The organism is Mycolicibacterium celeriflavum (assembly GCF_010731795.1).
Classification (GTDB): Bacteria; Actinomycetota; Actinomycetes; order Mycobacteriales; family Mycobacteriaceae; genus Mycobacterium; species Mycobacterium celeriflavum.
Genome location: NZ_AP022591.1, coordinates 3,387,575 through 3,413,456, shown reverse-complemented (window position 1 = coordinate 3,413,456; position 25,882 = coordinate 3,387,575). Strand labels below are relative to the sequence as shown.

At 66.9% G+C, this 25,882-nt stretch carries 27 protein-coding genes and 1 pseudogene; 9 read left to right on the top strand and 19 right to left on the bottom strand.

The genetic code is table 11. From position 1 onward, the window contains the following. Position 1: 1 nt before the first annotated feature. The 6 genes from G6N18_RS16520 to fadD5 form a co-directional block, all read right to left on the bottom strand. On the bottom strand, positions 2–1,576 hold the full coding sequence (locus G6N18_RS16520; protein WP_067225413.1) for an MCE family protein: 1,575 nt from the start codon (positions 1,574–1,576) through the stop codon (positions 2–4). After that, positions 1,573–2,604 carry a virulence factor Mce family protein gene (locus tag G6N18_RS16515; RefSeq protein WP_067080318.1) on the bottom strand — a complete coding sequence of 344 codons (1,032 nt, stop codon included), beginning with the start codon at positions 2,602–2,604 and terminating at the stop codon, positions 1,573–1,575. Before G6N18_RS16515 ends, G6N18_RS16520 begins: the two co-directional genes overlap by 4 nt. Beyond that, positions 2,601–3,812, bottom strand: coding sequence for an MCE family protein (locus G6N18_RS16510; RefSeq protein ID WP_083000174.1), 1,212 nt, complete (start codon positions 3,810–3,812; stop codon positions 2,601–2,603). The genes G6N18_RS16515 and G6N18_RS16510 overlap by 4 nt, the downstream gene beginning before the upstream one ends. 4 nt (positions 3,813–3,816) lie before the next feature. Beyond that, the gene (locus G6N18_RS16505) at positions 3,817–4,686 is read right to left on the bottom strand and encodes an MlaE family ABC transporter permease (protein WP_067225409.1); all 870 of its coding nucleotides are present in this window, start codon (positions 4,684–4,686) and stop codon (positions 3,817–3,819) included. A gap of 1 nt (position 4,687) precedes the next feature. Next, on the bottom strand, positions 4,688–5,482 hold the full coding sequence (locus tag G6N18_RS16500; protein ID WP_067225407.1) for an MlaE family ABC transporter permease: 795 nt from the start codon (positions 5,480–5,482) through the stop codon (positions 4,688–4,690). Between the two features lie 212 nt (positions 5,483–5,694). After that, entirely contained in the window at positions 5,695–7,359 is a 1,665-nt protein-coding gene (fadD5, locus tag G6N18_RS16495) for a fatty-acid--CoA ligase FadD5 (RefSeq protein WP_083000172.1), read from the bottom strand. A 121-nt stretch (positions 7,360–7,480) separates the two neighbouring features. Between fadD5 and G6N18_RS16490 the strand changes: the two genes are divergently transcribed. Continuing rightward, complete coding sequence (locus tag G6N18_RS16490; protein ID WP_083000170.1) at positions 7,481–8,173, top strand: GntR family transcriptional regulator; 693 nt, start codon at positions 7,481–7,483, stop codon at positions 8,171–8,173. Between the two features lie 79 nt (positions 8,174–8,252). Here the strand turns inward: G6N18_RS16490 and G6N18_RS16485 are convergent, their stop codons facing one another. After that, complete coding sequence (locus G6N18_RS16485; protein ID WP_083000169.1) at positions 8,253–8,693, bottom strand: SRPBCC family protein; 441 nt, start codon at positions 8,691–8,693, stop codon at positions 8,253–8,255. Positions 8,694–8,709: 16 nt separating this feature from the next. Then, on the bottom strand, positions 8,710–9,156 hold the full coding sequence (locus tag G6N18_RS16480; RefSeq protein WP_083000167.1) for an acyl-CoA thioesterase: 447 nt from the start codon (positions 9,154–9,156) through the stop codon (positions 8,710–8,712). A 30-nt stretch (positions 9,157–9,186) separates the two neighbouring features. Here G6N18_RS16480 and G6N18_RS16475 point away from each other — a divergent pair, with 30 nt between their 5' ends. Next, entirely contained in the window at positions 9,187–10,293 is a 1,107-nt protein-coding gene (locus G6N18_RS16475; protein ID WP_083000166.1) for an alcohol dehydrogenase catalytic domain-containing protein, read from the top strand. Between the two features lie 18 nt (positions 10,294–10,311). On the opposite strand, the gene G6N18_RS16470 is transcribed toward G6N18_RS16475, so the two are convergent. Next, positions 10,312–12,120, bottom strand: coding sequence for an acyl-CoA dehydrogenase (locus tag G6N18_RS16470; protein WP_083000164.1), 1,809 nt, complete (start codon positions 12,118–12,120; stop codon positions 10,312–10,314). Then, a complete protein-coding gene (locus G6N18_RS16465; protein WP_083000162.1) occupies positions 12,117–12,800 on the bottom strand; it encodes a TetR/AcrR family transcriptional regulator in 684 nt (227 codons plus the stop codon). Before G6N18_RS16465 ends, G6N18_RS16470 begins: the two co-directional genes overlap by 4 nt. Before the next feature lie 137 nt (positions 12,801–12,937). Here G6N18_RS16465 and G6N18_RS24345 point away from each other — a divergent pair. Next, positions 12,938–13,048: pseudogene (locus tag G6N18_RS24345) on the top strand (CAP domain-containing protein); the annotation flags it as partial. Positions 13,049–13,056: 8 nt separating this feature from the next. On the opposite strand, the gene G6N18_RS16460 reads toward G6N18_RS24345, so the two are convergent. From G6N18_RS16460 to G6N18_RS16450, 3 genes are read right to left on the bottom strand one after another with little or no spacing between them, the layout of a single operon-like run. Then, positions 13,057–14,490 carry an NAD(P)(+) transhydrogenase (Re/Si-specific) subunit beta gene (locus tag G6N18_RS16460; RefSeq protein ID WP_067225390.1) on the bottom strand — a complete coding sequence of 478 codons (1,434 nt, stop codon included), beginning with the start codon at positions 14,488–14,490 and terminating at the stop codon, positions 13,057–13,059. Next, positions 14,487–14,813: an NAD(P) transhydrogenase subunit alpha part 2 gene (locus G6N18_RS16455; protein ID WP_067225388.1), complete on the bottom strand. Its 327-nt coding sequence runs from the start codon at positions 14,811–14,813 to the stop codon at positions 14,487–14,489. The genes G6N18_RS16460 and G6N18_RS16455 overlap by 4 nt, the downstream gene beginning before the upstream one ends. A 9-nt stretch (positions 14,814–14,822) precedes the next feature. Next, positions 14,823–15,959 carry a Re/Si-specific NAD(P)(+) transhydrogenase subunit alpha gene (locus G6N18_RS16450; protein WP_067225386.1) on the bottom strand — a complete coding sequence of 379 codons (1,137 nt, stop codon included), beginning with the start codon at positions 15,957–15,959 and terminating at the stop codon, positions 14,823–14,825. A 113-nt stretch (positions 15,960–16,072) separates the two neighbouring features. On the opposite strand from G6N18_RS16450, the gene G6N18_RS16445 reads away from it, so the two are divergent. Then, positions 16,073–16,969, top strand: coding sequence for a DUF4436 domain-containing protein (locus tag G6N18_RS16445; RefSeq protein ID WP_179962314.1), 897 nt, complete (start codon positions 16,073–16,075; stop codon positions 16,967–16,969). Positions 16,970–17,019: 50 nt separating this feature from the next. Continuing rightward, complete coding sequence (locus G6N18_RS16440; RefSeq protein WP_083000161.1) at positions 17,020–18,162, top strand: acyl-CoA dehydrogenase family protein; 1,143 nt, start codon at positions 17,020–17,022, stop codon at positions 18,160–18,162. A 48-nt stretch (positions 18,163–18,210) separates the two neighbouring features. Here the strand turns inward: G6N18_RS16440 and G6N18_RS16435 are convergent, their stop codons facing one another. Beyond that, positions 18,211–19,395: a sensor histidine kinase gene (locus G6N18_RS16435; protein ID WP_083000159.1), complete on the bottom strand. Its 1,185-nt coding sequence runs from the start codon at positions 19,393–19,395 to the stop codon at positions 18,211–18,213. Between the two features lie 6 nt (positions 19,396–19,401). Beyond that, positions 19,402–20,052: a response regulator transcription factor gene (locus tag G6N18_RS16430; protein WP_083000157.1), complete on the bottom strand. Its 651-nt coding sequence runs from the start codon at positions 20,050–20,052 to the stop codon at positions 19,402–19,404. Between the two features lie 177 nt (positions 20,053–20,229). Here G6N18_RS16430 and G6N18_RS16425 point away from each other — a divergent pair, with 177 nt between their 5' ends. Next, entirely contained in the window at positions 20,230–20,472 is a 243-nt protein-coding gene (locus G6N18_RS16425; RefSeq protein WP_083000156.1) for a hypothetical protein, read from the top strand. A gap of 55 nt (positions 20,473–20,527) precedes the next feature. On the opposite strand, the gene ahpD is transcribed toward G6N18_RS16425, so the two are convergent. Both ahpD and G6N18_RS16415 read right to left on the bottom strand, forming a co-directional pair. Then, positions 20,528–21,061 carry an alkyl hydroperoxide reductase AhpD gene (gene ahpD, locus G6N18_RS16420; protein ID WP_083000261.1) on the bottom strand — a complete coding sequence of 178 codons (534 nt, stop codon included), beginning with the start codon at positions 21,059–21,061 and terminating at the stop codon, positions 20,528–20,530. A gap of 2 nt (positions 21,062–21,063) precedes the next feature. Beyond that, positions 21,064–21,651, bottom strand: coding sequence for a peroxiredoxin (locus G6N18_RS16415; protein WP_083000154.1), 588 nt, complete (start codon positions 21,649–21,651; stop codon positions 21,064–21,066). A gap of 224 nt (positions 21,652–21,875) precedes the next feature. On the opposite strand from G6N18_RS16415, the gene G6N18_RS16410 reads away from it, so the two are divergent. Genes G6N18_RS16410 through G6N18_RS16400 form a run of 3 tightly spaced genes read left to right on the top strand, consistent with a single transcriptional unit; the run spans position 21,876 to position 24,224 of the window. Then, positions 21,876–22,130, top strand: a complete 255-nt coding sequence (locus G6N18_RS16410; RefSeq protein ID WP_083000152.1) for a hypothetical protein — start codon at positions 21,876–21,878, stop codon at positions 22,128–22,130. Positions 22,131–22,152: 22 nt separating this feature from the next. Then, positions 22,153–23,430 carry an acyl-CoA dehydrogenase family protein gene (locus tag G6N18_RS16405; protein WP_083000150.1) on the top strand — a complete coding sequence of 426 codons (1,278 nt, stop codon included), beginning with the start codon at positions 22,153–22,155 and terminating at the stop codon, positions 23,428–23,430. Next, positions 23,427–24,224 (top strand): tyrosine-protein phosphatase, encoded by a 798-nt coding sequence (locus tag G6N18_RS16400; RefSeq protein ID WP_083000148.1) that lies wholly within the window; start codon positions 23,427–23,429, stop codon positions 24,222–24,224. Before G6N18_RS16405 ends, G6N18_RS16400 begins: the two co-directional genes overlap by 4 nt. Here G6N18_RS16400 and G6N18_RS16395 read toward each other — a convergent pair. Both G6N18_RS16395 and G6N18_RS16390 read right to left on the bottom strand, forming a co-directional pair. Then, entirely contained in the window at positions 24,221–25,381 is a 1,161-nt protein-coding gene (locus tag G6N18_RS16395) for an LLM class flavin-dependent oxidoreductase (protein ID WP_083000147.1), read from the bottom strand. The two genes, G6N18_RS16400 and G6N18_RS16395, sit on opposite strands and share 4 nt — an antisense overlap. Positions 25,382–25,390: 9 nt before the next feature. Beyond that, complete coding sequence (locus tag G6N18_RS16390; protein WP_083000145.1) at positions 25,391–25,876, bottom strand: DUF456 domain-containing protein; 486 nt, start codon at positions 25,874–25,876, stop codon at positions 25,391–25,393. Positions 25,877–25,882 lie beyond the last annotated feature (6 nt).

Here is a 25,882-nt window from a genome sequence, read left to right as displayed (position 1 = left end):
ATCAGCCCCCCTGTCCCTGAGAGAGTGGCGGCAGGAACGGTGGGTTCCCCGGCAGCGGTGGCGTGTTGGCGGGTGGCAGCTGCTGACCGGGGCCCGGGACCGCCGGCGCGGGCAACGCCGGTGGCAACGGTGCGATGCCCGGCGTGAAATCCGGCGGCAGCGGCGGTTGCGGCCCGACCGGCACTGTGCGCGCTCCTGGCGGGGCCGGCGGCAGCGGCATGTCCGCACCCGGCACCGGCGGCGAGATCTGACCCGGAATCGCCGCGGCCGGCACGCCCGGAGACGGCTGCGGGCCGTGCACATTCGGGTCAGAGGTCGCCACATTGGGTGGCCCGTACGCGGGACCGCCGAACGGCCCCACGGACAGATCCGCGCAGGGCAGCGGGTCGCCTGGTGTCGGCAGACCGTCGGCCGGCGGCGTGTACGAGCACGGTGAGCCCTTCAGCACACCGGGTCCCGGGTTCTCGGGGGTGCCTTCGAGCACGGCCGGTCCCGGCGGCGGGGCGCCGTTCTCGAAGCCCTGCGCGTTCGGGTCCGGGAACCGCCAGGCGGGCAGGCCCGCGTCGCGCCAGAACTTCTGCGGGTCGATACCGCGCTTCTTGAAGGCGGCGTCCACGAACGGCTGCAGGATCTGGCCCGGCAGCAGGTTGACCAGCATGACCTTGAAGTACGGGCCCGAAGCGACCGCTTCACCGAGCGACGCCACGAAGCTTGCGACCGTGGTCAGGGTGTCCATCAGGTCGTACTTGCGGTCGACCAGCACGCCGCTGACCACGCGGAGTTGTTCGAGCACCCGGTTGAGGTTCGGGTTGTCGTCGATCAAGCCCTTGACCTGTTCGGAGAACGAGCCGACGCGCTCGAGCAGCATGCTCACCGCGTACTGGCGCTCATTGATCGCGCCGAGCAAGGTCTGGGCGTTGACCAGCAATTGGTTGATCTGTTCACTGCGGCTGCCCAGGATGCCCGCGATTTTGTTGGCGTTGCTCAGCAGCTTCTTGATGTCCTCGTCGCGCTTGCCGATGGTGTCGGAGAACCGGGCCACCCCGTCGAGCGCGGCGCTCAGGTGTGGATAGGTCTGGTCGATGGTCTCCGAGAGCACGTTCAGCGAACGCTTCACGGTCTGGGTGTCCCAATCCGAGGCGGCCTTCGTCACGTCGAAGAACGCGTCGTAGATCTGGTACGGCGTCGTCGTCTGGCCGAGTGGCAGAACGCCGTTCGCGCGCAACGGTTCCGAACCGCGTGGCTCGATCTCCATGGTGCGGCGTCCGAGAATGGTGTCGGTGCGGATGGCGGCGCGGCTGTCGGTGCCGATCTGCGTCCCGCCAAGCCCGAAGCCGATCTTGACCTTGTCGCCCTCGATCTCCATGCTGCGCACATCGCCGACGTCCACGCCAGCGATGCGCACCTTGTCGCCCGTGCCGATGCCACCGGTGTCAGAGAAGTACGCATAGTAGGTGGGCGATGCGAAAAGCATCGGGACACTGGCGAAGCTCTGTCCCACGCCGATGACGATGATCAGGATGATGATTCCCATCAACCCGCCACGGACCCGGTTCGACCCTTCGAGCGTCCTCATTGCGGTGTGCACCTACCCGACGGCTGACTGAAGAGTTTGACGGTCCGGACCGGCCCACCCGGCTGAAGGCCGTTGAGCCGCAAGGAGATATCGCAGGCGTAGAAGTTGAAGAAGTCGCCGTAGATACCGCCGGCCCTGCCGATGATCTTGAACGCGGTGGGCAGCCTGGTGAGCAAGTCGTTGAGCTCGTCCTTCTGATCGATCAGCGGTTGCTGGATGACCTCGAGATGTCCGACGGTGCTCTGCAGCAGCGGCCGGTTGTCGGCGAGCAGGTCGGCGACCGTGCCCGCCGCGTCGCTGATATCCCCGACCGAGGTGGCGATCGGATCCGCGCGGTTCTTCAAGCCGGTGATCAGCTTCTCGAAATCCTGCACGGTCTGGTCGAACTCGGCCTGATGCTTGACCGTGGTGTCCAGCACGGTGTTCAGGTTGCGGATCACCTCGCCGATCGCCTGGTCGCGGTCGGCCAGCGCCGATGTGAGCGAGGCGGTCTGGTCCAGGATGTCGTTGATCGTGCCGCCCTGGCCCTGGAAGACCGTGATGATCGACTCGGCGATGGTGTTGACCTTCTCCGGGTCCAGCGCGCGGAACACCGGCCGGAAGCCGCCGATCAGCGCGTCGAGATCCAGTGCGGGCTGGGTCTGCTCGAGCGGGATCGTTGCGCCGCTGGGCAGCCGCTTGTCGCTGTCACCCCGCTTGAGTTCCAGATAGCGGTCGCCGATGAGGTTCAGGTACCGCACCGAGGCGGTGGTGCCCTCGAACATCGGCAGCGATCGGTCGACATTGAATTCGACCTTCGCCTGCGATCCGCCGTTGACCAACTCGACGCTGTCAACCTTGCCGACCTCGACGCCCGACGCGCGGACGAACTGGCCGGCGCGTAGCCCGCTGGCGCTCGAGAAGATCGCCGAGTAGCTGGTGGTGCGGTCGAAGCGCATCTGTCCGAACACCACCACGATAATCGCGGTGAACAGCAGCAGCACCACTGAGAAGGCGCCGAGCTTGATGGCGGTACCGGTGATTTTCATGGGTTGATCGTGTTCTCCCCGACCTGGCGACCCCAGACGTACTCGATCAGGATCGGCTGGCCCAACTCGAAGTGGTTGTACGGCGCGATCGAAACACCCGTGTCCGCCACAAGATACGGCGCGGGATACAGGTCGCGCGTGATCGGCTGCCAGCAGCCCGGCCGGCCCTCGGGGCCACCGCGCGCGTTCACCCGCGGCAGGTTGTCCGGATACACATAGGGGTTACCGGCGCCTTCAATGGTGGACAGGGTCTGCAGCGAATACCCGTTGCCGCCAAGGGATGCAGCGACTTTTGGCTCCACGTCGTGAAAATTTCGAATGGTGCAGAACAGCGCAGGGCTGTACTCGTCGAGCGTCTTCGATGTCGTCAGAAGGTCTTCGGTGCCGCGAATCAGGTACGGCGCACTGCGCTCGAAGATGTCCGCACCGGTGTTGCCGAATCCGATCGAGGCGACCAGCGCTTGATCGAGGTTCGCCCTTTGCTCATTGAGCGTGCGGGCGGTGGTGACCGCGTTCTCCAGCCCGGCGAACAGGTCGGGCGCCGCGTTCGCGTACACCTCGCCGAGGTCGGCCAACAGCCGGTTGTCCCGACGGAGTTCCGGCATCCGGGCATTGACGTCGGTGAGGATCTGGTTGCCGTTGATGATCGACTGTCCGAACCGGTCGCCCAACCCGTCGAGCGCCTCGGCGGTCGCGGCCAGCGTCTGGTTCAGCTTGATCGGGTCGACCTGTTCGGAGATCGACACGATGGTCTCGAACAACGTGTTGAACTCCGTGGTCACGTTCGTCACGTCGATCACATCGTCCGGTGTGATCCGTGCTTCCGTCGGGTTCTTCGGCGACGAGAAGTTGATGTACTTGTTGCCGAACACGGTGGTCGCGTCGATGCTGGCGTCGACGTTCTTCGGAATCAGCTTGAGGTACTTGGGATCGACGTTGAGCGTGATCTTCGCCCTCGGCTCTTCGCCGACGGTGACTGCTTCGACGTTGGCCACCCGGCCGATCTCGACGCCGTTGAAGGTCACCTTGGCGCCGGGGTCCATGGACAGGCCGGCCCGCGCGGCCACCAAGGTCAGCTGCTCACGGTTGAGGAAGTCGCCGCGGAACTGCAGGTACACCAGTACCAGAGCGACAACCGTCAACAGGCTCAGCACCAGGCCGGCCAGCTTGTACGGCGGGGTGCGCGGGTTGTTCAGCGGGGCGGTCATGGCGTTACACCGTCAGGTTGAAGTTCGGGTCGACGCCGTAGAGCGCCAACGCAACCAGCAGAACTACCACTGCCACCGCCACCAGTGACGCCCGCATGGCTCGGCCAACGGCCTCGCCGACGCCGACCGGTCCGCCGCTGGCGAAATAGCCGTAATAGCAGTGGTTCACCATCACGATGACCGAGATGATGAGCACATCCATGAAGGACCAGAACACGTCTTCGGGTCGCAGGAATGTCCGGAAGTAGTGCTCGTAGGTACCGGTCGACTGTCCGTAGAAAAGTGTGGTGGTCACCTGCCCGGAGAGGAATGACAAGATCATCGCGATCGCGTACAGCGGGATGATCACTACGAACCCGGCCATGATCCGAGTCGACACCAGGTATGAGATCGACTTGATGCCCATCACCTCGAGCGCGTCGATCTCCTCGCTGATGCGCATGGCGCCCAGCTCCGCGGTGGCGCCGGCACCGACCGTCGCGGCCAAGGCGACACCTGCCACCAGCGGGGCGGCCGAGCGCACGTTGATCATCGCGGCGAAGAAGCCGGTGAACGCCTCGACGCCGATGTTGCCCAGCGAGGCGAAGCCCTGGATCGCGACCAGCGACGAACCAGACAAGCTGACGAAGCCGACGATTGCGGAGGTGCCGCCGATGACCGCCATCGCGCCAGTGCCCAGGCCGATCTCGGCGATCAGTCGCAGCGTTTCCTTGCGGTAATAGCGCAGTGCGTGCGGGATCGAGCCGATCGTGGTGACGACGAACCACGCGACGTGTCCGACGCTGTCGAGAAACCGCGCGGGTGCACTGGCCACACTCTTGGTGCGCTCGTATGCCCGCGGGAACCGTGAACGCAGGACCGTTGTCGTGGACACGTCAGCTCCCCGTACCGAACCGGACACCGATCGTGGTCAGCACCACGTTCACGGCAAACAGGGCGATCACGCACAGCACCAGCGTCTCGTTGACCGCGGTACCGACACCCTTGGCGCCGCCCGACACCGTAAGGCCGCGGTAGCAGCCAACCAGCCCGGCGATCAAGCCGAACGTCCCGGCCTTGACGATCGAGATGACCACTTCCGGGAGACCGGTGATCAGCGTGAGTGTGGATACATATGCGCCCGCGGAGACGTTTTGGAGGTACACCCCGAAGATGAATCCGCCAACCAGGCCGATGGTGATCACTGCGCCGTTGAGCAACAAGGCGACGAACGTGGAGGCGACGACGCGCGGCACCACCAGTCGGTGGATCGGGTCGATGCCGAGTACCTCGAGCGCGTCGATCTCCTCGCGGATGGTGCGCGCTCCTAGATCCGCGCAGATGGCTGTGGAACCCGCCCCGGCGACGACGAGCACGGTCACCAGCGGGCCGAGCTGGGTGACGGCGCCGATCGCCGCACCCGCGCCGGACACGTCGGCGGCGCCGAACTCCGCGAGCAGGATGTTCAGCAGGAAGATCAAGAGCACGGTCAACGGCGCTGACACTGCGAGAGTCGGCAGAAACGACACCCGGAACAGGAACCAGCTCTGCAGGATGAACTCTCGCCATTGAAACGGTTTGAACAGGGCTTTGCCGGTGAGCACGCACATGCGCACGAAACCGCCCACGGCCTCCAGCGCGGGTCTGGTCTGATCGCGGACGTACCCGACCACGCCGGTCGACGCCGTCACCAGTGTGCTCCCGCGGCGCAACGGCGACTGTCGTGGTGCATCGGCAGCCCCTGTCGCACGTCCCCTCCTTGCCCCGACCTCACCGATGTAATCCCCGTCTCCCTACCCACCGGTAGTAAGACGGACCACAGGAATGTACCCGATGCCTTTCCCGCCGTGCAGTGCATCCGGCGGATTGAGCCTGTAACCGTTAGCAAACTCAATTCGGCCCCTTAGTCCCTTGGCGCCGAAGCAGAAATCGTTGGCGCACCGAAACTTTCATCCGCGTCAATCGGACCTGCGGTCCCGAAACGTGCGCGCAGTTCAGTTTTCAGGACTTTGCCGGCCGGGTTGCGCGGCAACGCGTCGACGACTTCGAGAGCCTTGGGGTGCTTGTACCGGGCGAGCCGCTCGGTGAGGAACGCGTCAAGATCACGCAGGTCAAGATCGGTCCGATCGCCTGTGCCGAGCGCCACGACCGCGACGGGCACTTCACCCCACTTCTCGTCCGGACGCCCGATCACGGCGACCTCGGCGATCGCCGGGTGGGCGGCGAGCGCGTTCTCGACCTCGGCGCAGTAGATGTTCTCGCCGCCGGAGATGATCATGTCCTTCTTGCGGTCGACGACCCAGACGTAGCCCTCCTCGTCCTGGCGGACGAGGTCGCCGGAATGGAACCAGCCGCCTGCGAATGCCTCGGCGGTGGCCCCCGGGTTGTTCCAGTAGCCGGCCATCAGAGTCGGTGCGCGGTAGACGATCTCGCCGACCTGTCCGACCGGGACGTCGTTCATGTCCTCGTCGACGACACGGGCCGCCACGGTGGGGATCACCTTGCCGACCGAGCCGAGCTTGCGGATCGCGTCCTCGCCCAACAGCATGCAGGTCACCGGTGACATCTCAGTCTGGCCGAAGGCGGCCAGGACCTGGGTGCCCGGGAAGGTCTCGGCCATCTGTCGCAGAAGGGTGTCGGATGCCGGTGCGGCGCCCCAGGACAACACGCGCAGGCGCAGCGCGCGGGGCCGGGCCTGCTGTGCGGCGCACACCGCCTGCCACTGCGCGGGCACCAGGAAGATGCCGGTGACCTGCTCGGCTTCGAGCACGTCGAGCAACTCGTCGGGGTCGAACGCGCCCAGCGGGTAAATCACGGTCGGGCGGCCCAGCAGCAGGCCGGGGATCATGTTGCCGATCCCCGCGATGTGGAAGAGCGGCACGCCGATGAAGCCGACGTCATTGTTGATGTCGGCGCCGTTGCTGAACAGGAACGTCAACGCCTGGCCGGCGATGTTGGTGTGGGTGAGCACCGCGCCCTTGGGCCGGCCGGTCGTGCCCGAGGTGTACATGATCAGCGCCGGGGAGTCATTCGGGATATCCACTGTCGCCGCGGGCTCACCGGCCTCGGCGATCAGGTCGTCGTAGCCGAGCACGTTCTGGTCGGTCGCGGCGCCGGCGACGATCACGGTGGTCAGAGTCGCTCCGGTGTCTCCGATGTCACGCACGGCCGTCGCCACGTTGGCCAACACCGCCTCGGTGATCACCACCTCGGCCTTGCAGTCGCCGACCAGGAACGCGATCTCCGCCGGAGTCATGCGGAAGTTGACCGGCACGGCGATCGCGCCGAGCTTGTTGACCGCGAGGAACGACTCGATGAACTCTGTGCGGTTCAGCATGAGGATCAGCACCCGGTCGCCGAACTTCACTCCGCGCCTGCTCAACGCGCCGGCGAGGGTGCCCACTCGCTGATCGAGCGCCCGCCAGGTCGTCGTCCGGCCGAGGAACCGCAGCGCGGTGGCCTCAGGCTGCATCAGAGCGTGGCGAGCAAGCTGGTTCGTCCAGTTCTGCCTGCGGGCGAGGTAGGGCTGTGCGGTGGGATCCGGCTCGATCAACTGCTGACGCTCCATCTGATGCGGGTTGCGCGAGGGTGATATTTGATCAAACATAGTGTTGCCCCGGTCACACTATGGCCTCGGCCGCTTTGGGACAAGCCCGCCTCAGCGCTGCGAGAAACGACCGGAGACCACAGTGAACGCACCCACTGCGCCTCGGCGGCGGCCGCGGCGGGCGGTGCGGCGCGAACAACTGTCCGACGAGGTCGCGGCGCGGTTGCGCGCCGACATCATGACCGGCACGCTGCGGCCGGGCACCTTCATCCGGCTGGACGAGACCGCCGCGGCGCTCGGGGTGAGCATCACGCCCGTGCGCGAGGCGCTGCGCACACTTCGCGGCGAGGGCATGGTGCAACTGGAGCCGCACCGCGGCCACGTGGTGGTACCGCTGACGCGCACCGATGTCGAGGACATCTTTTGGCTACAGGCCGCGATCGCCAAGGAGCTGGCGGCCACGGCGGCCGCGCGCATCACCGACGCCGAGATCGACGAGTTGGACCGGCTCAACGACCAGTTGGCGGCCGCCGTCGAACGGCACGACACCGAGGAGATCGCCGCCGCGGAATTCGCCTTCCACCGGGCGTTCAACCGGTCCACCGGCCGGATCAAGCTGGCCTGGTTCCTCCTTCATGTCGCCCGCTATCTGCCCGGTCAGATCTATGCCGGCGATCCGCAGTGGGGAGTCTTGGCGATCGCCCGCCATCGCGAACTCATCGGCGCACTTCGTCGGCGCGACGTGGCCACCATCGTCACACTGACCGGCGCCGAGTTCACTGACGGTGCGCAGCGTCTGATCGCGCGGCTCGACGAAGCGGGGCTGTGGAGCTGAAGTTCCGCGGCTGAGCGCTCAGCCAGGTACGCAAACAGCGATGTTTTCCGTACGCCAGTGCGCGCTCGCCGTCGTTCTCTCAGTTCGCCGCCAGCTGCTCGGCGCGGGCCTTCAGGTTGCCGGCCAAGTAATCCAGCGTGTCGCCGATCGCCTTCTTCACCATCTGCTTGGGGATCGGCAGTTTGGTCTCGACGTCGAGATCGACGGTCAGCAGCGACGTCGGCCCCATCGCCACTACCGAGAACTTCTGTTCCTGCTTCTCGAAGTGGTCACCCTGCTGCAGCACGGTGAAGATCTGGTTGTCGCCCGGGTAGTAGACGGCCGTGATGAACGTGCCCGCCTGCCCCTGCACGACGACGTCGAGACGCAACTGGCTGGGGCGGCCGTCGTCGTAGCGGGCCAGCACCCAGCAACCTTTGATCTCTTCGTTCCATTCGGGGTAAGCCTCGAAGTCGGCGACGATCCCCATGATCGCGTCGGCGGAGGCCGCCACTTCGACGGTCTTGCTCACGAGCGGCATCCGACGAGCATATCGATCACGCCCGATGGTCGACGCGCGCCTTTTCCAGCAGTGCGCGAATCTGCTCCGGAATCAGCACCGGTCTGCGCTCGGCCCGGTCGACGTAGACGTGCACCCAGTGCCCCACCGCCGCGACCGGGCCGTTCTGCTGCCACAGCCCCAGCCGATAGGTGACGCTGCTGTTGCCCAGCCGCGTCACCGCCAGCCCGACCGACAGCGGCTCCGGGAACCGCAACTCGGCCACATACCGGCAGCCCGATTCGGCCACCACGCCCAGCCAGGGAACGGTCAGAGGGTCGATCCCGACGCTGGTGTTGATCCACCCGTTGATCGCCGTGTCGAAGAGCGCGTAGTACACCGCGTTGTTGAGGTGGCCGAACATGTCGTTGTCGGCCCATCTGGTCGTCACCGGCCAGTGCACCGGAAAATCGCCCGCCGTCGGCGACTCCTCGCTTCTGGTCATGGCAGCAGTGTCGCAGGCAGGCTGGTGACCATGAGGATTCGCGGTGCCGTGTTGGAAGAGATCGGCCGCGCACGGCCGTACGCCGAGTCCAGGCCGCTGTCGGTCGGCGAGTTGGACCTCGAACCGCCGCGGGCGGGCGAACTGCTGGTGCGCGTCGAGGCCGCCGGCCTGTGCCACTCCGACCTGTCGGTGGTCGACGGAAGCCGGGTCCGACCGGTGCCGATGCTGCTCGGCCACGAGGCCGCCGGAGTCGCCGAGGCGCTCGGCGCCGGGGTCTCGGATGTGAGCGTCGGCGCCCGCGTCGTGATGACCTTCCTGCCGCGCTGCGGCCGGTGCCCGGCGTGCGCCACCGACGGCCTCACCCCGTGCGAGCCCGGCAGCGCGGCCAACGCGGCAGGCACGTTGATGACCGGCGAACGCCGGCTGTCGCGCGACGGCCGGCCGGTGCACCACCATCTCGGCGTCTCCGGTTTCGCCACCCACGCGGTGGTCGACCGGCGCTCGGTGGTGCCGGTGCCCGACGATGTGCCCGCGGCCGTGGCATCTCTGCTCGGCTGCGCCGTGTTGACCGGCGGCGGCGCGGTGATCAACGCCGGCCGGCCGCGCCGGGGCGACACCGTGGCCGTCGTCGGGCTCGGCGGCGTCGGCATGGCGGCGATCCTCACCGCTTTGGCTCAGGACGACGTTCACGTGGTCGGCGTCGACCCGCTGCCCGACAAATTGAAAAGAGTCCGCGGCATGGGCGCGCACGAGGCGTACACGCCCGACGAAGCGCGTGATCGGGGCCTCAAGGCGACCGTCGTGGTGGAGGCGGTCGGCCATCCGAGCGCGCTGGAGACCGCGGTCGATCTCACCGCTCCCGGCGGTCGGACGGTGTCGGTCGGCCTGCCTCGTCCCGATGCGCGGGTATCGCTGTCCCCGTTGGGCTTTGTGGCCGAGGGCCGGTCACTGATCGGCAGCTATCTCGGTTCGGCGGTGCCCTCGCGTGAGATCCCGTACTTTGTCGGGCTGTGGCGTGCGGGCCGGCTACCGGTCGAGTCGCTGGTGTCCTCGACGATCACTCTCGACGAAATCAATTCGGGCATGGACGAACTCGCCGAAGGCAAAGCCGTGCGGCAGGTCATCCGCTTCGGTTAGACGCCAGTTCGGCGCCGGTCAGAACCAGTCGGCCCGCATGTCCACGGTGGTGCGGTCCAGGCTCGCGAGCAGGTCCAGTTGTGGTGCGGTCCTGGGTAGTTCGTAGCGGAAGAAGTAGCGGGCGGCCTGGCGCTTGCCATCATAGAAGTCTGCGCTGTGACCGTGCGCGGCGAGCTCCTGCTGCAGCCAGATCCACGCGACGACGATGTGCCCGAACGCCTCGAGGTACACCACGCTGTTGGCCATCGCGGCCTCGATGTCACCGGAGCCGAACATCTCGGCGGTGACAGTGACGAGGCGTTGCCATGCGGTGTCGAGCAGGCTCGCATGCTCGGCGGGCTGACCGCCGAGCGCCCCCGCCTCGGCCACCGTCCGGGAGATTACGGCGCCCAACGCGGCCAGGCCGGCGCCCCCGCGCGAAACCACCTTGCGGCCCAACAGGTCCAAACTCTGGATGCCGTGGGTGCCCTCGTGAATCGGGTTGAGCCGATTGTCGCGGTAATGCTGTTCGACGTCGTACTCACGGGTGTAGCCGTATCCGCCGTGCACTTGGATGGCCAGGTCGTTGGCGGCCAGGCACCACTGCGACGGCCAGCTCTTGCCGACCGGGGTCAGCATCTCCAGCAGCAGCGTGGCGCTGTCACGCTCTTCGTCGGACTGTGCGCTGTGCGCAAGGTCGACGAGCTTGCCGCAGTACAGCAGCAGCGCCAGGCCACCTTCCACATAAGCCTTCTGCGCCAACAACATCCGCTTGACATCGGCATGTTCGATGATCGGCACCTGCGGCGCCGACGGGTCCTTGGCGCCGACCGGACGCCCCTGCGGACGCTCGCGCGCGTACTGCACCGATTTGAGATAACCGGTGTAGCCCAACGCCACTGCGCCCATCCCGACGCCCAGCCGAGCCTCGTTCATCATCGTGAACATGTAGGCGATGCCGCGGTGCGCTTCGCCGACGAGGTAACCGACGGCGCCCGGTTGCCCGCCCGGGGTGTAGGCGCCCTCACCGAGATTGAGCACGGTATTGGTGATGCCGCGCTGGCCCATCTTGTGGTTCAGCCCGGCCAGCACCACGTCGTTGCGCTCACCGATCGCACCGTTCTCGTCCAGCAGGTACTTCGGCACGATGAACAGCGAGATGCCCTTGGTCCCCGCCGGCCCGCCCGGAATCTTCGCGAGTACCAGGTTGACGATGTTGTCGGTCATCTCGTGCTCGGCGCCGGAGATCCACATCTTCGATCCGAACAGCCGATAGGTGCCGGACGCAGAGGCGTCGCGTTGTGGTTCGGCGCGGGTGAGGATGTCGGCCAGCGACGAACCCGCCTGCGTCTCCGACAGCGCCATGGTGCCGGAGAACCGTCCGGCCAACATCGGCTTGACGAACTGCTCGACCTGCTCCTGGGTGCCGAACCTGGCCAGCAGGTTGGCGTTGGCCATCGTGAGCATGAGGTAGCCCGTCGTGCTGATGTTTGCCGCCGAGAACCAGGCGAACGCCGCCTGCGCCAGCGTCGCGGGCAGTTGCGCGCCGCCGAGCCGCTGATCCATCGACATCGCGATCAGGTCGGCCTGCGCGAACGCGTCCCAGGCCTGCTTGACCTCGGGGATGACGGTGACCTTCTCGCCGTCGAAGCTCGGCTCGTTGGCGTCGCTCTTCTTGTTGTGCGTCGCGAAGTACCGCGTCGCCAGTTGCTCGCACAGGTCCAGCACCGCGTCGAAGGTCTCGCGCGAATGTTCGGCGAACCGCTCGCGGCTGGTCAGCTCGTCGACCCGTAGCCACTCGTAGAGCAGGAAATCCAGGTCGCGGCGCGAGAGCAGCAGGGACTTCACGGTGCGGTGGCCGCGTCCGGTTCGCCGGGCAGCGCGTCGACCTCGATGCCCAACGGCGACTCCGTGCGCACCGACTCGTCGCGGATCAAGCCGCGCAACAGCGCCTTGCTGAACTCGACGGCTATCTCCTGCGCCGTCCGCCTGCCGTGCGGCCGCAACCAGCGATAGGCACCCAGCGTCATCCCGATGTAGCCCAGCGCCAGCACGTGGGAGTCGCAGTCGTGGAACTCGCCGCTGGCGATGCCGCGGTCGATGACGTCGCGAACATGCTCGTAGACCTGGGTTTCCTTCTCGCGGATGTAGGCCACCTGGTCCTCGGTGAACCACTCGCTGATGTACGGGCCCTCCTGGAAGTACACGGCCGCGCGCTCGATGTCGCTGGCGATGCCGACCAGCAACCGCCGCGTGAAGTGGTAAATCGTCTCGCGTGCCGATGCCGACGGATCGTCGTGCAGCGCGTCGACCGTGAAGTCGGCGGCGCCCTTGTAGATGTCGTAGAGGATCAGCGACTTGCTCGCGTAGTAGTGGTAGACGGTCGCCTTGTTCAGGCCGACCGCGTCGGCGACGTCGTCCATCCGGGTGCCGTGGTAGCCGCGAGCGGCGAAGAGCTTGGTGGCGACGGCCAACAACTCATCGCGACGGGTCCTCCCGTTCGGAGGGAGGGCTTCCGAAGAGGGCATGGCGACTCACTTTATGCTGGGCCGAACGTCAGCGGGGTGTCAATCAACTGGTTGGAAGTGTAGGTGTTGGGGGTGTCGCGGGCCGCACACCGGGTCTAGACTTCGGACATAACCAGCCGGACTCGAGAGGTGACCACATGGATCCGAACCCGGACTATGACGCGAGCGACGAGCTGGAATACGGAGTGAACTGGTTCGCCTGGATCCTCCGCGGCGTCTACCCGCCACCCGCCTACCCGCCGGTCTGAGGCGGCGCCTACAGCGCTTTTAGTTCCTCGATCACCGAGGTGACGGACTTCTTGGCGTCGCCGAACAGCATGGAGGTCTGGTCGAGGAAGAACAGCGGATTCTCGATGCCGGCGTAACCTGCGTTCATCGACCGCTTGAGCACGATGACCGACCGCGACTCGTCGACGTTGAGAATCGGCATGCCGTGAATCGGGGAACTCGGATCGTTGCGCGCCGCCGGGTTGGTGACGTCGTTGGCGCCGATGACCAATGTGACGTCGGTGCGGCCGAACTCGCCGTTGATGTCGTCCATCTCCTTCATCGTGTCGTACTCGACGTCGGCCTCGGCCAGCAGCACGTTCATGTGCCCCGGCATGCGGCCTGCGACGGGATGGATGGCGTACTTCACTTCCACGCCTTTGGATTCCAGCAGGTCGGCCATCTCCTTGACGGTGTGCTGGGCCTGCGCGACGGCCAATCCGTAGCCGGGGACCACGATCACCTGGTTGGCGTAGGCCATCTGGATCGCGGCGTCCGCGGCGGAGGTCGACTTGACGGTGCCCTGGTCGCCGTCCGGACCGGCCACGGCGGCGGCGCCGCCGCCGAAGGAGCCGAACACGATCGCCGGAATGGAGCGGTTCATCGCCACGGCCATCAGGTTGGTCAGTATCGAACCGGACGCGCCGACGATCATGCCCGCGACGATCATCGCGGTGTTGTTCAACGCCAACCCCGCTGCCGCGGCTGATAATCCGGTCAACGCATTGAGCAGTGAGATGACCACCGGCATGTCGGCGCCGCCGATCGGGAACACCACGAACAGGCCCATCAGGCCGGCCAGCGCGAGCACCACCATGATCGTCCAACCCGGGCTGCCTGCACCGGCGTTCAGCCCGATGTAGATCGCGGCGGCCGTCGCACCGAGCAGCAGCAGCACGTTGGCGGCCTGAAACAGCTTGGCGGAGGCGACAAGTCGCTTCTCGACGTTCTTGGGAATCGACTCCTGCAGCTTCAGGAACGCCACCAGTGAGCCCCAGAACGACACCGAACCGATGATCGCGGCGAACAGTGACCCGGCCACCAACGCGACCGTCGGGTGCTGATCGGGCGTGAAGTGTGCGAAGCCGTCGGTCTCGATGAACTCCGACCACGCGATCAACGCGACGGTGCCGCCACCGACGCCGTTGAACAGCGCGACCAATTGCGGCATCGCGGTCATCTTGGTCTTCTTGGCCGGCGGCACACCGAGAATCACTCCCAGCGCCAGCCCGGCGACGATGAGGATCCAGTTGATCGACGCGGTGTCGCGCACCTTGATCAGCGTCGCGACCACGGCGATGGCCATACCGGTGGCGGCGATCCAGTTGCCACGCACCGCCGTCTTCGGTCCGGTCAGCCCGGACAGCCCGAGAATGAAGAGGGAGAACGCGAGGATGTAGAGGACGGTGACGAGATAGTTCACTTGTCAGCCGCCTCAACAGCTTTGGGTTCGGGCCTGCGGGACTTGAACATCCCCAGCATCCGGTCGGTAACCAGGAAGCCGCCGATCACGTTGAGGGTGCCGAAGATCAGCGCGACGAACGCGATGATCCGGACTCCCCAGTGCGCGTCGGCGGGCAGGTCGCCCAGCACGATCAGCGCGCCGAGCACGACGATGCCGTGGATGGCGTTGGTGCCCGACATCAACGGCGTGTGCAAGGTGTTGGGCACCTTGGAGATCACGGCGAACCCGACGAACCCGGCGAGCACCAGGATCGCGAGATTGGCCAGCAGGTTGTCGTACATCTATGCCCTCTAGCTTTCTGCACCGCTCGCGGTGCGGGTGACGCAGGAGGCCGCCACGACCTCGTCGTCGAAATCGGGTGCCAACGCACCATCGGTGATCAACAGATCCAGCAGCGAGGTCAAATTCTTCGAGTACAGCTCGCTGGCGTGCTCGGGCATGGTCGCCGGCAGGTTCAGCGGCGAGGCGATGGTGACGCCGTGGCGGACGACGGTCTGCCCGGGCTCGGTGAGCTCACAGTTGCCGCCGGTCTCACCGGCGAGGTCGACGACCACGCTGCCCGGCTTCATGCCCTCGACCGCGGCGGCGGTCACCAACCGCGGCGCCGGGCGGCCGGGCACCAGCGCGGTGGTGATCACCACGTCGAACCCGGTGATCGCCCGCTCCAGCTCCTTCTGTTGCTGGGCGCGTTCCTCCTCGGACAACTCGCGGGCGTAGCCCCCCTCGCCGGCGGCCGCTATGTCTTCGGCGCCGAAGCTCAACCATTGCGCGCCGACCGAACGGACCTGATCGGCCACCTCCGGGCGCACGTCGTAGCCGGTGGTGCGCGCCCCGAGTCGCTTGGCGGTGGCCAACGCCTGCAGCCCTGCCACTCCGACGCCCAGCACCAGCACCGACGCCGGCTTCACGGTGCCCGCGGCCGTGGTCAGCATCGGGAAGAAGCGCGTCGACTCCGACGCCGCCAGCAGCACCGCCTTGTAGCCGGCGACGTTGGCTTGCGAAGACAGCGCGTCCATCACTTGCGCGCGGGAGATGCGCGGGATCGCCTCGACGGCGAACGCCTGCACGCCCGCGGCCTCGAGCGCGGCGATCTGGTTGTCGGAGTTGCGCGGGGCGAGGAACCCGATCAGCGTCTGGCCGGACTTGAGCTTGCCCACCTCGTCGGCGGTCGGGGGCGCCACCTTCACCACCACGTCGGCCGCCCAGGCGTCGCCGATCGTCGCGCCCGCGTCGGTGTAGAGGTCGTCGGAGAGAAGGGCCCGCTCGCCCGCGCCGGATTCCACCACGACGGCCACACCGCTGTTCACCAGCGACGCCACCGCCTTCGGTACCAGCGCGACGCGGCGCTCGTCGGAGCCGGATTCGCGCACCACCCCGACCGTCGGAGCCGCGCGACCGGCGACGTCCGCATCCGTCGTCTGCGTCATGACGGAACACCTTAACCGCTACCGCTGGTCACAGCTAAATCGGTACGGGGCGTCGCGGATTTCTATCGGCAAGGCGCGGCGGTCGAACCGCTGGTGGAACTAGCATCCCGTCCGTGCCACAAGACGAACCGCCGAAAACTCGCGGTAGCACGCGTGGCCGGCTGGCCAGTATCGGCACGGTGCTGATCATCCTCGTGGTTTACGCCGGGTCGCTGGTCGGCTATCACTACGTCTCCGGTTCGGCCAGGTCGCTGGGGCCACCGGATCTCGGCGAGGACAGCGACACGATCGTGCAGGTGACCTTGGGGGCGCTGCGCACCGTCGGCAACGAGGTGGACGTCAAAGTAGTTGTCTTCCCCTCCGATGACCATATGAACGCCGACCTCAATGTGGTCAACACCGACATTGCGGTGCGGCTGTTCATGAACGAGGTCAATCTCGGCATCGATGATCTGAGGACACCCAAGGGTCAGTTGCCTGCGGAGGTGAGCACGACGATCACCGCCACCGGTGATCCGGACAAGTGGCCGTTCGACTCGTACACGGTCGGGGCTCTCGGGGCCGACCTGCTCGTCGGGACCGGCGACGACCGCCAGTTCGAGCCCGCCCGGGTGGTGGTGACGGGTGGTCTCGACGGCTGGGACATCACCAGCACACGCAGCGGCCCGGCGACCCAGTCGGCCGGCGACGGCGACTACGAGACGGTGACGTTGACTCGAGCGCGGGGCCCGCTCGCCTTCGACGTCGGCCTGTGCCTGGTGCTCATCACGCTGCCCGCGCTGGCTCTGTTCGTCTCGATCGAGATGCTGCGTGGACGGAAGAACTTCCTCCCGCCGTTCGGTACGTGGTACGCCGCGAGTTTGTTCGCGATCATCCCGATCCGGAACTTCATGCCCGGCGCACCGCCGCCCGGCGCATGGATCGACCAGATCCTGGTGTTGTGGGTGCTGCTCGCGTTGACCGGGGCGATGGTTCTGTACTTCACCGCCTGGTGGAGGCGCAGCGACTGACCATTAGTTTGATCGGTTAGTTGACCAGCACAACCAGGGGAGGCCAACGGATGGCTGTCGACCGGCTGCTACCCACCCGGGACGCCGAAGACCTGATCGCGCTCACCCGCGACGTCGCCGACAAGGTGCTCGACCCGATCGTCGACGATCACGAGAAGACCGAGCGCTATCCGGAAGGGGTGATGGCCCAGTTGGGCGCGGCCGGATTGCTGAGCCTGCCGCAGCCCGAGGAGTGGGGCGGCGGCGGCCAACCGTTCGAGGTCTATCTACAGGTGCTCGAGGAACTGGCCGCGCGCTGGGCGGCGGTCGCGGTCGCGGTCAGCGTGCACAGCCTGTCGTCGCATCCGCTGCTGATGTTCGGCACCGACGAGCAGAAGCACAGGTGGCTGCCGGGGATGCTGTCGGGCGAGCAGATCGGCGCCTACAGCCTGTCCGAACCGCAGGCCGGGTCGGACGCCGCCGCGCTGCGCTGCGCCGCGGCCAAGGCCGATGGCGGCGGTTATGTGCTCAACGGCTCGAAGTCGTGGATCACCCACGGTGGGCGCGCCGACTTCTACACGCTGTTCGCGCGGACGGGCGAAGGCTCCCGCGGGATTTCGTGCTTCCTGGTGCCCGGCGACCTGCCCGGGCTGAGCTTCGGCAAGCCCGAAGAGAAGATGGGCCTGCACGCGATCCCGACCACCTCGGCGTTCTACTCCGATGCCCACCTGGATGCCGAGCGGTTGATCGGCGCGGAGGGCCAGGGTCTGCAGATCGCCTTCTCCGCACTGGATTCCGGACGGTTGGGCATCGCCGCCGTCGCCACCGGCCTGGCACAGGCTGCGCTCGACGAGGCCGTCGCCTATGCCAACGAACGAACGACGTTCGGCCGCAGGATCATCGACCATCAGGGGCTGGGGTTCCTGCTGGCCGACATGGCTGCCGCGGTGGCAAGTGCGCGCGCGACGTACCTGGACGCCGCCCGTCGACGCGACGCCGGGCGGGACTACTCGCAACAGGCCAGCGTGGCCAAGCTCGTCGCGACCGACGCCGCGATGAAGGTCACCACCGACGCGGTCCAGGTGTTCGGCGGCGCCGGCTACACCCGCGATTACCGCGTCGAGCGGTACATGCGGGAAGCCAAGATCACCCAGATCTTCGAGGGCACGAACCAGATTCAGCGCCTGGTCATCGCCCGCGGCCTCACGACTTGAGCGCGTCCCGTCGGGAAGTGCACCGAAAACCTAACAAATCAGGACATTTCACGTCTGCTCGCCGGATGGTGGTGACGTGACGGTCACCTGGGTGCCGTGGCCGGTCATGGAATTGATGTGCATCGACCCGCCCATCGCGTCGAACCGGGCCAGCAGCGACCCCAGCCCGATATGGCCGTCGGCGACGTACTGCTCGACCGTCGCCGGATCGAAGCCCTTGCCGTCATCGGCGACGGTCAACACGATCCGGTCCCCTTGGCGCGACAACCCGACCCGCACCACCGTCGCTCGGGCGTGCTTGTGGATGTTGGCGAGCAGTTCGCGCGCCGCCCGGTACAGCAGCTGCTGCGACTCTGGCTTACCCACATCGTCGAGATCGGCCTCGATCACGTAGTCGCCACGAGACTCGAACTGCCGCAACAGCTCCCGTATCGCCGGCATCAGACCGAGCTGGGCGAGCACCTGCGGGTGCAGCTCGGTCACGGTGGAGCGCAGCGCCGCAGCCGTCTGCTGCAGCGCGGTGTGCACCGTGTCGAGTGCGGGGTCGTCGGCGCGTTCCCGGACCTCGTCGAGGTCGAGACGCGCGGCGAGCAGCGTCTGCAGCGGTCCGTCGTGCAGGTGCTCGGCGACCTCCCGGTTGTGCCGTTCGTCGGCGTGCATCGCCTCGGACACCAGCTGACGCCGCACACCCTGGAGTTTGATCACGCGGGCCTGTCGGCGCACCAGCACCGCGCACAGCGCGGTCGTCGCCACCGCGGACCACAGCAGGAATCCGAACTGGGTGTAGACGACATCCGGCAGGCCCACCGAGTCGTCGCGTTTGGAGTACACGATCCACACCGCGAGATAGCCCAGCGCAGTGCCGATTCCGAGCAGTGCGGTCAGTGTCGGCCGGTCCTGGAACGCGACCGCGATCGGCAGCAGGAAGAACACCGGAAGCAGCGCCGCGGTGGCACCGCCGGACACCAGGCACAACACCACGACGACGAGCACGTCGACACCGGTGGACGCCCAGTCTCCCCACCGGGGCACCGGTCCGCGCAGGATCACCACCAGCCACAGCACGGCCGCCGCGGCCCACACCCCGAGCACCACGACGTAGACACCGGGCAGCCAGTGGTCGACCTCCCAGATCCACACCAGCACGGCGACCAGCGCGATCAGCGGCAGCCGCAGAAACGCGGTGACGCGCACGGGTTCGGCGGTGAAGAAGCTCGCGATCCGGTCCAGCACGGCGGGTCAGTCCAGCAGCTTGCGGCGCATCGCCTCGGCGACGGCGGCACCGCGGTCGTTGACCCCTAGCTTCTCGTAGAGCCGCTGCACGTGGGTCTTCACCGTCGACGGCGCCAGGAACAGTTGCTTGGCCATCGCGGGGATGCTGGTGCCGGAGGCGATCAGGCGGAGCACCTCGCGCTCGCGGGGACTGAGCACCGGGCCTTCCGGTTCGGCGCGCCTGCGGATCTCGCCAGCCAACCCCCCGGCCAGGCTCGGTGCGACGACGTCCCGGCCCTTGGCGCAGTCGAGCACCGCGGCGACGAGTTCGGAGCGGCTGGACTCCTTGGGCAGAAAGCCCGCGGCGCCGTTCTGCAGCGCCTGGTACACGATCGCGGATTCGTCATGGGCGGAGATCAGCAGCACGCGGGTGGGCAGTTCGTCTCGCAGGACGGCGGCTGCCACCTCGGCGCCGTCCATACCGGGCATCCGGTAGTCCAGCAGTGCCACCGCCGGCGTGTGCGTTCGGATCGCCTCGAGGGCGGCTGTTCCGTCGTCGGCCTCGGCCACCACCTCGATCTGACCGCTGGAGACCAACGCACGGACCACGCCGTCGCGGAACATCGGGTGGTCGTCTCCCACCACCACCCGGACCTTCTCACCGGCCGCGCCGCTCACCACGCAGTCAGCTTGGCACAGCGGCGCGTCCGCTTCCCCCGATTGGGGGACACGCGATTCATCCGCGTCATCCTCCGGTCGGCCGACAGACCGCGGCCGCGCGCTGCAGCATGCTTAGGCGATCGCCGGAAGGACCCGGTGGTAGACCCGAAAATCTAACGCACACAGAGGATCACGATGACCACCACCGCCACTAGCCGCTTTGCCCGCTTCCTCGCGCTGTCAGCCGTCTGCGCCGGAATCGTCGCGGGCGCACTGGCCTTCGCCGGTGCCGCCAGCGCGGGCACCTACTCGCACGACATGACGCCGCAGCCCACCACGACCGCTCCTGCACCCGTCACCGCACACCCCGCGCCGGGCGCCCATCCGCACCACGGCATCCCGCATCTGACGTACGTGCAGCCCGACTATCACCGCTGAGACGCGCGCGAAAGGCGGGGACACCATCGGGTGTCCCCGCCTTCGCGGATCGAGGCTAGACGCCGGCCAGGACGTCGGCGGTCTGCAGCGCCTGGGCGACGCCCGAGACGATCGACGCCAGCCGGATCGCTTCGAAGATCACCGACCGCGCCACCTCCGCGTCACGCAGGGTCTTCTCGTGCGCCGCGAGGCAGTGTCCGCATCCGTTGATCGCCGACACCGCCAACGACCACAGCTCGAAATCTTCCTTGGCGACACCCGGATTGCCGATGATGTTCATCCGCAGACCGGCCCGCAGATCGTCGTAGGCGCCGTCGAGTTGGCCCTTGGTGCGGTAGAACACGTTGTTCATCCCCATGATGGCGGCGGCGCCTAGGGCGGCGTTGTAGGCGTCCTGGCTGAGGATGTCCATTGCGTCCTCGGCGATCTCGCGCAGCAGCCGCTCCGACTTGGTTGCCGCGGCGGTCGCCACCAGGGCACCCCACAGCTGCTCTTCGGACAGCTCGGTGGTCTTGACGATGCTGCCGAAGTTCAGCTTCAGGTCCTTGGCGTACTCGGGCAGCGCGTCCTTGATGTTGTCGATGCTCACGGTCACACCGCCTCTGACAACAGCTCGGCCGGCTTGATCGTGGGATCGCCCTTCTTCCAGTTGCACGCGCACAGCTCATCGGACTGCAGGGCGTCGAGAACCCGCAGCACCTCATCGACGTTGCGGCCCACGGAGCCGGCCGTGACCGACACGAACTGGATCTCGTTGTTGGGGTCGACGATGAACGTCGCCCGGTCAGCGACACCGTCGGCGTTGAGCACGCCGGTGGCTAGCGCCAGTTCCCGCTTGAGGTCGGACGCCATCGGGAACGGCAGCTTCTTGAGGTCCTCATGCTGGGCCCGCCACTGGAAGTGGACGAACTCGTTGTCGACGGACACGCCGATGACCTTCGCGTCGCGGTCCTCGAAGTCGTCGTTGAGCTTGCCGAACGCGGCGATCTCCGTCGGGCACACGAAGGTGAAGTCCTTCGGCCAGAAGAAGATGATCCGCCACTTGCCCTCGTAGTCTTCGCTGGTCACGCGGATGAAATAGTCGTCGGGCTGCTTGGCATCGACCTCGGAGAGATCACCGCCGACCACCGCCGCCATGTCGTAGCGGGGGAACTGGTCACCGATCGTCAACAATGCCATCGCTCGCACACCATCCTTTATGTATATTTTGGATTCAGTCCAGTTTACTTACCCGATTCTGCGCGCTCCGTGCTGCAAAGACAAGCCGGCCGGACGTGATTGCTGCCACACCCGCGCCGTGAAACTGCTTCAGTTTCAGCAGATTTCGCCGGCCCTGACGGTGGGCTCGCCGCGTCGCCGGCCGCGCGAGACGCAATGGCGGCCTCGTTGCTACCGTCGGGGGGATGTCGAACATCTCTGAAAACGACCGCATCGAGGACGTCACGCCCGGCGACCTCGTACTAGTCGACCGCGGCGCCGGCCCCGTCCCGTACAAAGTCGTCCACAAGGACGAAGCCGACGGAACGTGCGTGGTCACCTACGAGGTCGATGACGGCGGAACCTTCCAGGTTGAGTATGCCGCCGGGACCCGCGTCACCCGCTCGCTCGAGGCGAAATGGGAGTCGGAACAAAGTCCGACGCAGCACAAGCCGCTCTGACCGGGTGTCATATCGTGGCGGCATGGACTTCGCGATGTCGGCCAAGGCACAGGACTACCACAACCGCCTGACCGCCTTCATGACGGAATTCGTCTTCCCCGCCGAGGCCGAATACCACCGCTACCGCGAAGAGACGGGACCGAAGGACCACACCGTTCCGCCGATCGTCGAGGAGTTGAAGGCGCTCGCGAAGGAGCGCGGGCTGTGGAACCTTTTCCTGCCGCCGATCTCGGGGCTGACCAACCTGGAGTACGCGCCGCTTGCCGAGCTTTCGGGGTGGAGCCTGGAGATCGCGCCCGAGGTGCTCAACTGCGCCGCACCGGACACCGGCAACATGGAGACGCTGCATCTGTTCGCTACCGAGGAGCAGCGCCGGCAATGGCTCGATCCGCTGCTCAATGGCGAGATCCGCAGCGCCTTTGCGATGACCGAGCCCGCTGTGGCCTCAAGCGATGCCCGCAACATCGAGACGACGATGCTGCGCGACGGGAACGACTACGTCATCAACGGCCGCAAGTGGTGGATCACCGGAGCCGCCGACCCGCGCTGCAAGATCCTGATCGTGATGGGCCGCACCAATCCGGACGCGGCCAGCCATCAGCAGCAGTCGATGCTCCTTGTGCCCGTCGACACCCCCGGCGTCGACATCCAGCGCTCACTTCCGGTATTCGGCTGGCAGGACCAGCACGGACACTGCGAGATCGTTTTCGACAACGTCCGGGTGCCGGTCGAGAACATGCTCCACGAGGAGGGCAGCGGGTTCGCGATCGCCCAGGCGCGGCTGGGCCCCGGCCGGATTCACCACTGCATGCGGGCGCTGGGCGCGGCCGAGCGGGCGCTGGCGTTGATGGTCGACCGGGTGCAGAAGCGGGTCGCCTTCGGCAAGCCGCTGTCCGAGCAGGGTGTGGTGCGTGAAGCAATCGCCAAGTCGCGCAACGAAATCGACCAGGCGCGGCTGTTGTGCGAGAAGGCCGCGTGGACCATCGACCAGCGCGGCAACAAGGAAGCGCACGTGTTGGTGAGCCAGATCAAGTCCGTCGCACCCCAAGTGGCATGCGACGTGATCGACCGCGCCATCCAGGTGCACGGGGCAGCCGGGGTCAGCGACGACTTCCCGCTGGCCCGACTGTACAGCTGGCACCGCGCGATGCGGCTGTTCGACGGGCCCGACGAGGTACACATGCGCACCATCGCACGGGCCGAACTTGGTAGGGAGAAAGACGCTTTCGTTTCGGCGGCGAGCCGCCAATCGGGCACGGCGGCGAGCCGCCAATCGGACTCGGCGGTGACCGGCCGGTGAGCGTCGGACTCGGCGAGCTCTCGGGCGCATGGAATTTCCGTGACGTCGCGGCCGAGACGGGCGTGCGCCCGGGCCGGTTCTTCCGGTCCAGCGAGCTGAGTGGTCTCGACGACGCCGGCCGTCGTCGCCTTGTCGAACTGGGCATCACCGATGTGGCCGATCTGCGCTCGGCGCGGGAGGTGGAACGTCACGGCACCGGTGCGGTACCCCCGGGCGTCGAAGTGCACCACCTCCACTTCCACGAGGTCACCGCCGTGTCCGACGAGGCGCCGCACGAGTCGGCCTTCCAGAAGATGATGACCGACAAGCCCGACGACGAGGACGTCAGCGTGGCCGCGCTGCGGTTCATGACCGAGGAGTACCAGCGGTTTCCGACCTTGCCCGGTGCGCAACGCGCTGTGCGGCAGGTCATTTCACTGCTCGCCGCGGGCCGTCCGGTCATCGCGCACTGCTTCGCCGGCAAGGACAGAACCGGCTTCACGGTGGCCACGGCCCTCGGCGCGGTGGGTGTGAACCGGGAAGTGGTCATGGCGGATTTCCTGCGCAGCAACGACGCGGTGCCACACCTGCGGGAGCAGATCATGCGGTCGGTGCGGGAGCGGACAGAGACGGACGAGGAAGTCACGTTCGTCGAGGCGCGACTGACCGACGCGGTGCTCGGGGTGCGCGAGGAGTATCTCGCCGCGGCGCGCCGTTCGATCGACCAGAACTACGGTTCGTTGCGCGGCTATCTCGAGGCGGCGGGCGTGACGGACCAAGAGGTCGCACGACTGCGCGCTACCCTGCTGGGCTAACCCCGCTTCTCCGCCTCGTACTTCTTGGTCATGTGGTCGATCGCGCTGAGCTGGGTCTGGGCGAGTTCCTCGCGCACGTCGCTGGCCCGTGTCGCGGCGTCCAGCGTCGGTTGCGCCTGACCCTGAAAGTGTGGGAACACCTCGGCGGCGAACAACTCCGCCGATCGTTTGGTGGCCGCCGGGTTGGCCCATTCGTGGCCCATCTGCAGCAGGCAACCGAACCCACCGGACTGGTCCCACAACCGCTGCACTTGAGCCCGCGCCCGCTCCGGCGTGCCGATCACCCCGGCGCCGGCCTCGTTGATGATGTCGATCATGTCGTCGATGCGGTCGCCCGGGATCGTCATCTGCGGGAACGCCGCCACCTTCTGGAAGTAGTTGAACCACGGCTCGATACCGAACCGGACGTCGGCGCGCGCCTGCTCCTCGGTCTCGGCGATGTGGAACGGCCCGACCAGCGACCAGTTCCTGCGGTCGACCGTGGTGCCGAACGCGGCCGCGCGCTCCTCCACGATGCCCCAGTGATGGGCAAGCGCGTCGAACCCCTCGACGACCAGGGTCGCGCCGATCGAGAGCAGGCCGATGCCGTGCTTGCCCGCCAGCCGCGCGCCGGTCGGGGACGCCACCGCGGCGACAGCCAGCGGGATGCCGTCCTCCGAGTACGGCGCCAGTTGCAGTCGGGCGTCGAACAGTTCGTGCGTCGGGGTTTTCGCCGAGACGGTCTCGCCGTTGAGCAGCCGGACCACGATGTCGAGGTTGGTCTCCAGCAGTTCGCGGGTGTCGGTGGGCGTCAGCCCGATCATCGCCGCGTCGGTGGGCAAGGAACCCGGTCCCATACCGCCGATGATCCGGCCGTGGGTGAGGTGGTCGAGCAGCATCAGCCGGTCGGCCGTCCACAGCGGGTTGTGGTACGCCAGCGAGATCACGCCCGTGCCGAACCGGATCCGCTTGGCACGCTGGGCCGCCGCGGCGATGAACACCTCGGGCGAGCTGATGATCTCGCTGCCCGCCGAGTGGTGCTCGCCGATCCACGCCTCGTCGTAACCGACCGCGTCGAGATGCTCGATGAGTTCGAGGTCGCGTTGCAGGGCGAGCGTCGGGTTGGTGCCGGCGCGGTGAAACGGTGCGATGAAGTATCCGAAGCGCAGCTTGGCCATTCCTGCAAGCTACTGCGTCAGGTACACCCCGGTGGCCCAAACGACAGTGGCCAGCAACGCACCCGCCAGTTCCACCCCGACCGACAGTGCGACGCCTTTGAGCGCGTGCTTCGTCGATGTCCAGGCCACCCGTTGGTCGTGCCGATGGGCCAGTTCGGCCAGGTAGATGCCCAGCACAAAGCCGATCGGCAGACCGAGAACCGGGATCACGAAGAAGCCGATGACGCCGAGCACGCCGCCGGCGACCAGGCTCCAGGTCCGCACATCGGCCTCGCGCATCCGCCGCATCGGCCACGTGTACTTGATCAGCATGGCAGCGCCGAGCAGCACCGTGGCCGCGCCGAGCGTGACCCATCCGGTGGGGTTGTTCTCGATGACGGCCCACACCGCGATCGCGCCGAACACCAAAAGGGTTCCGGGCAGCAGCGGAATGACGATGCCGACGATGCCGACCGCGATGGCCAGCGCCACAAGCACGATCCCACCTGAACTCATGGCTCG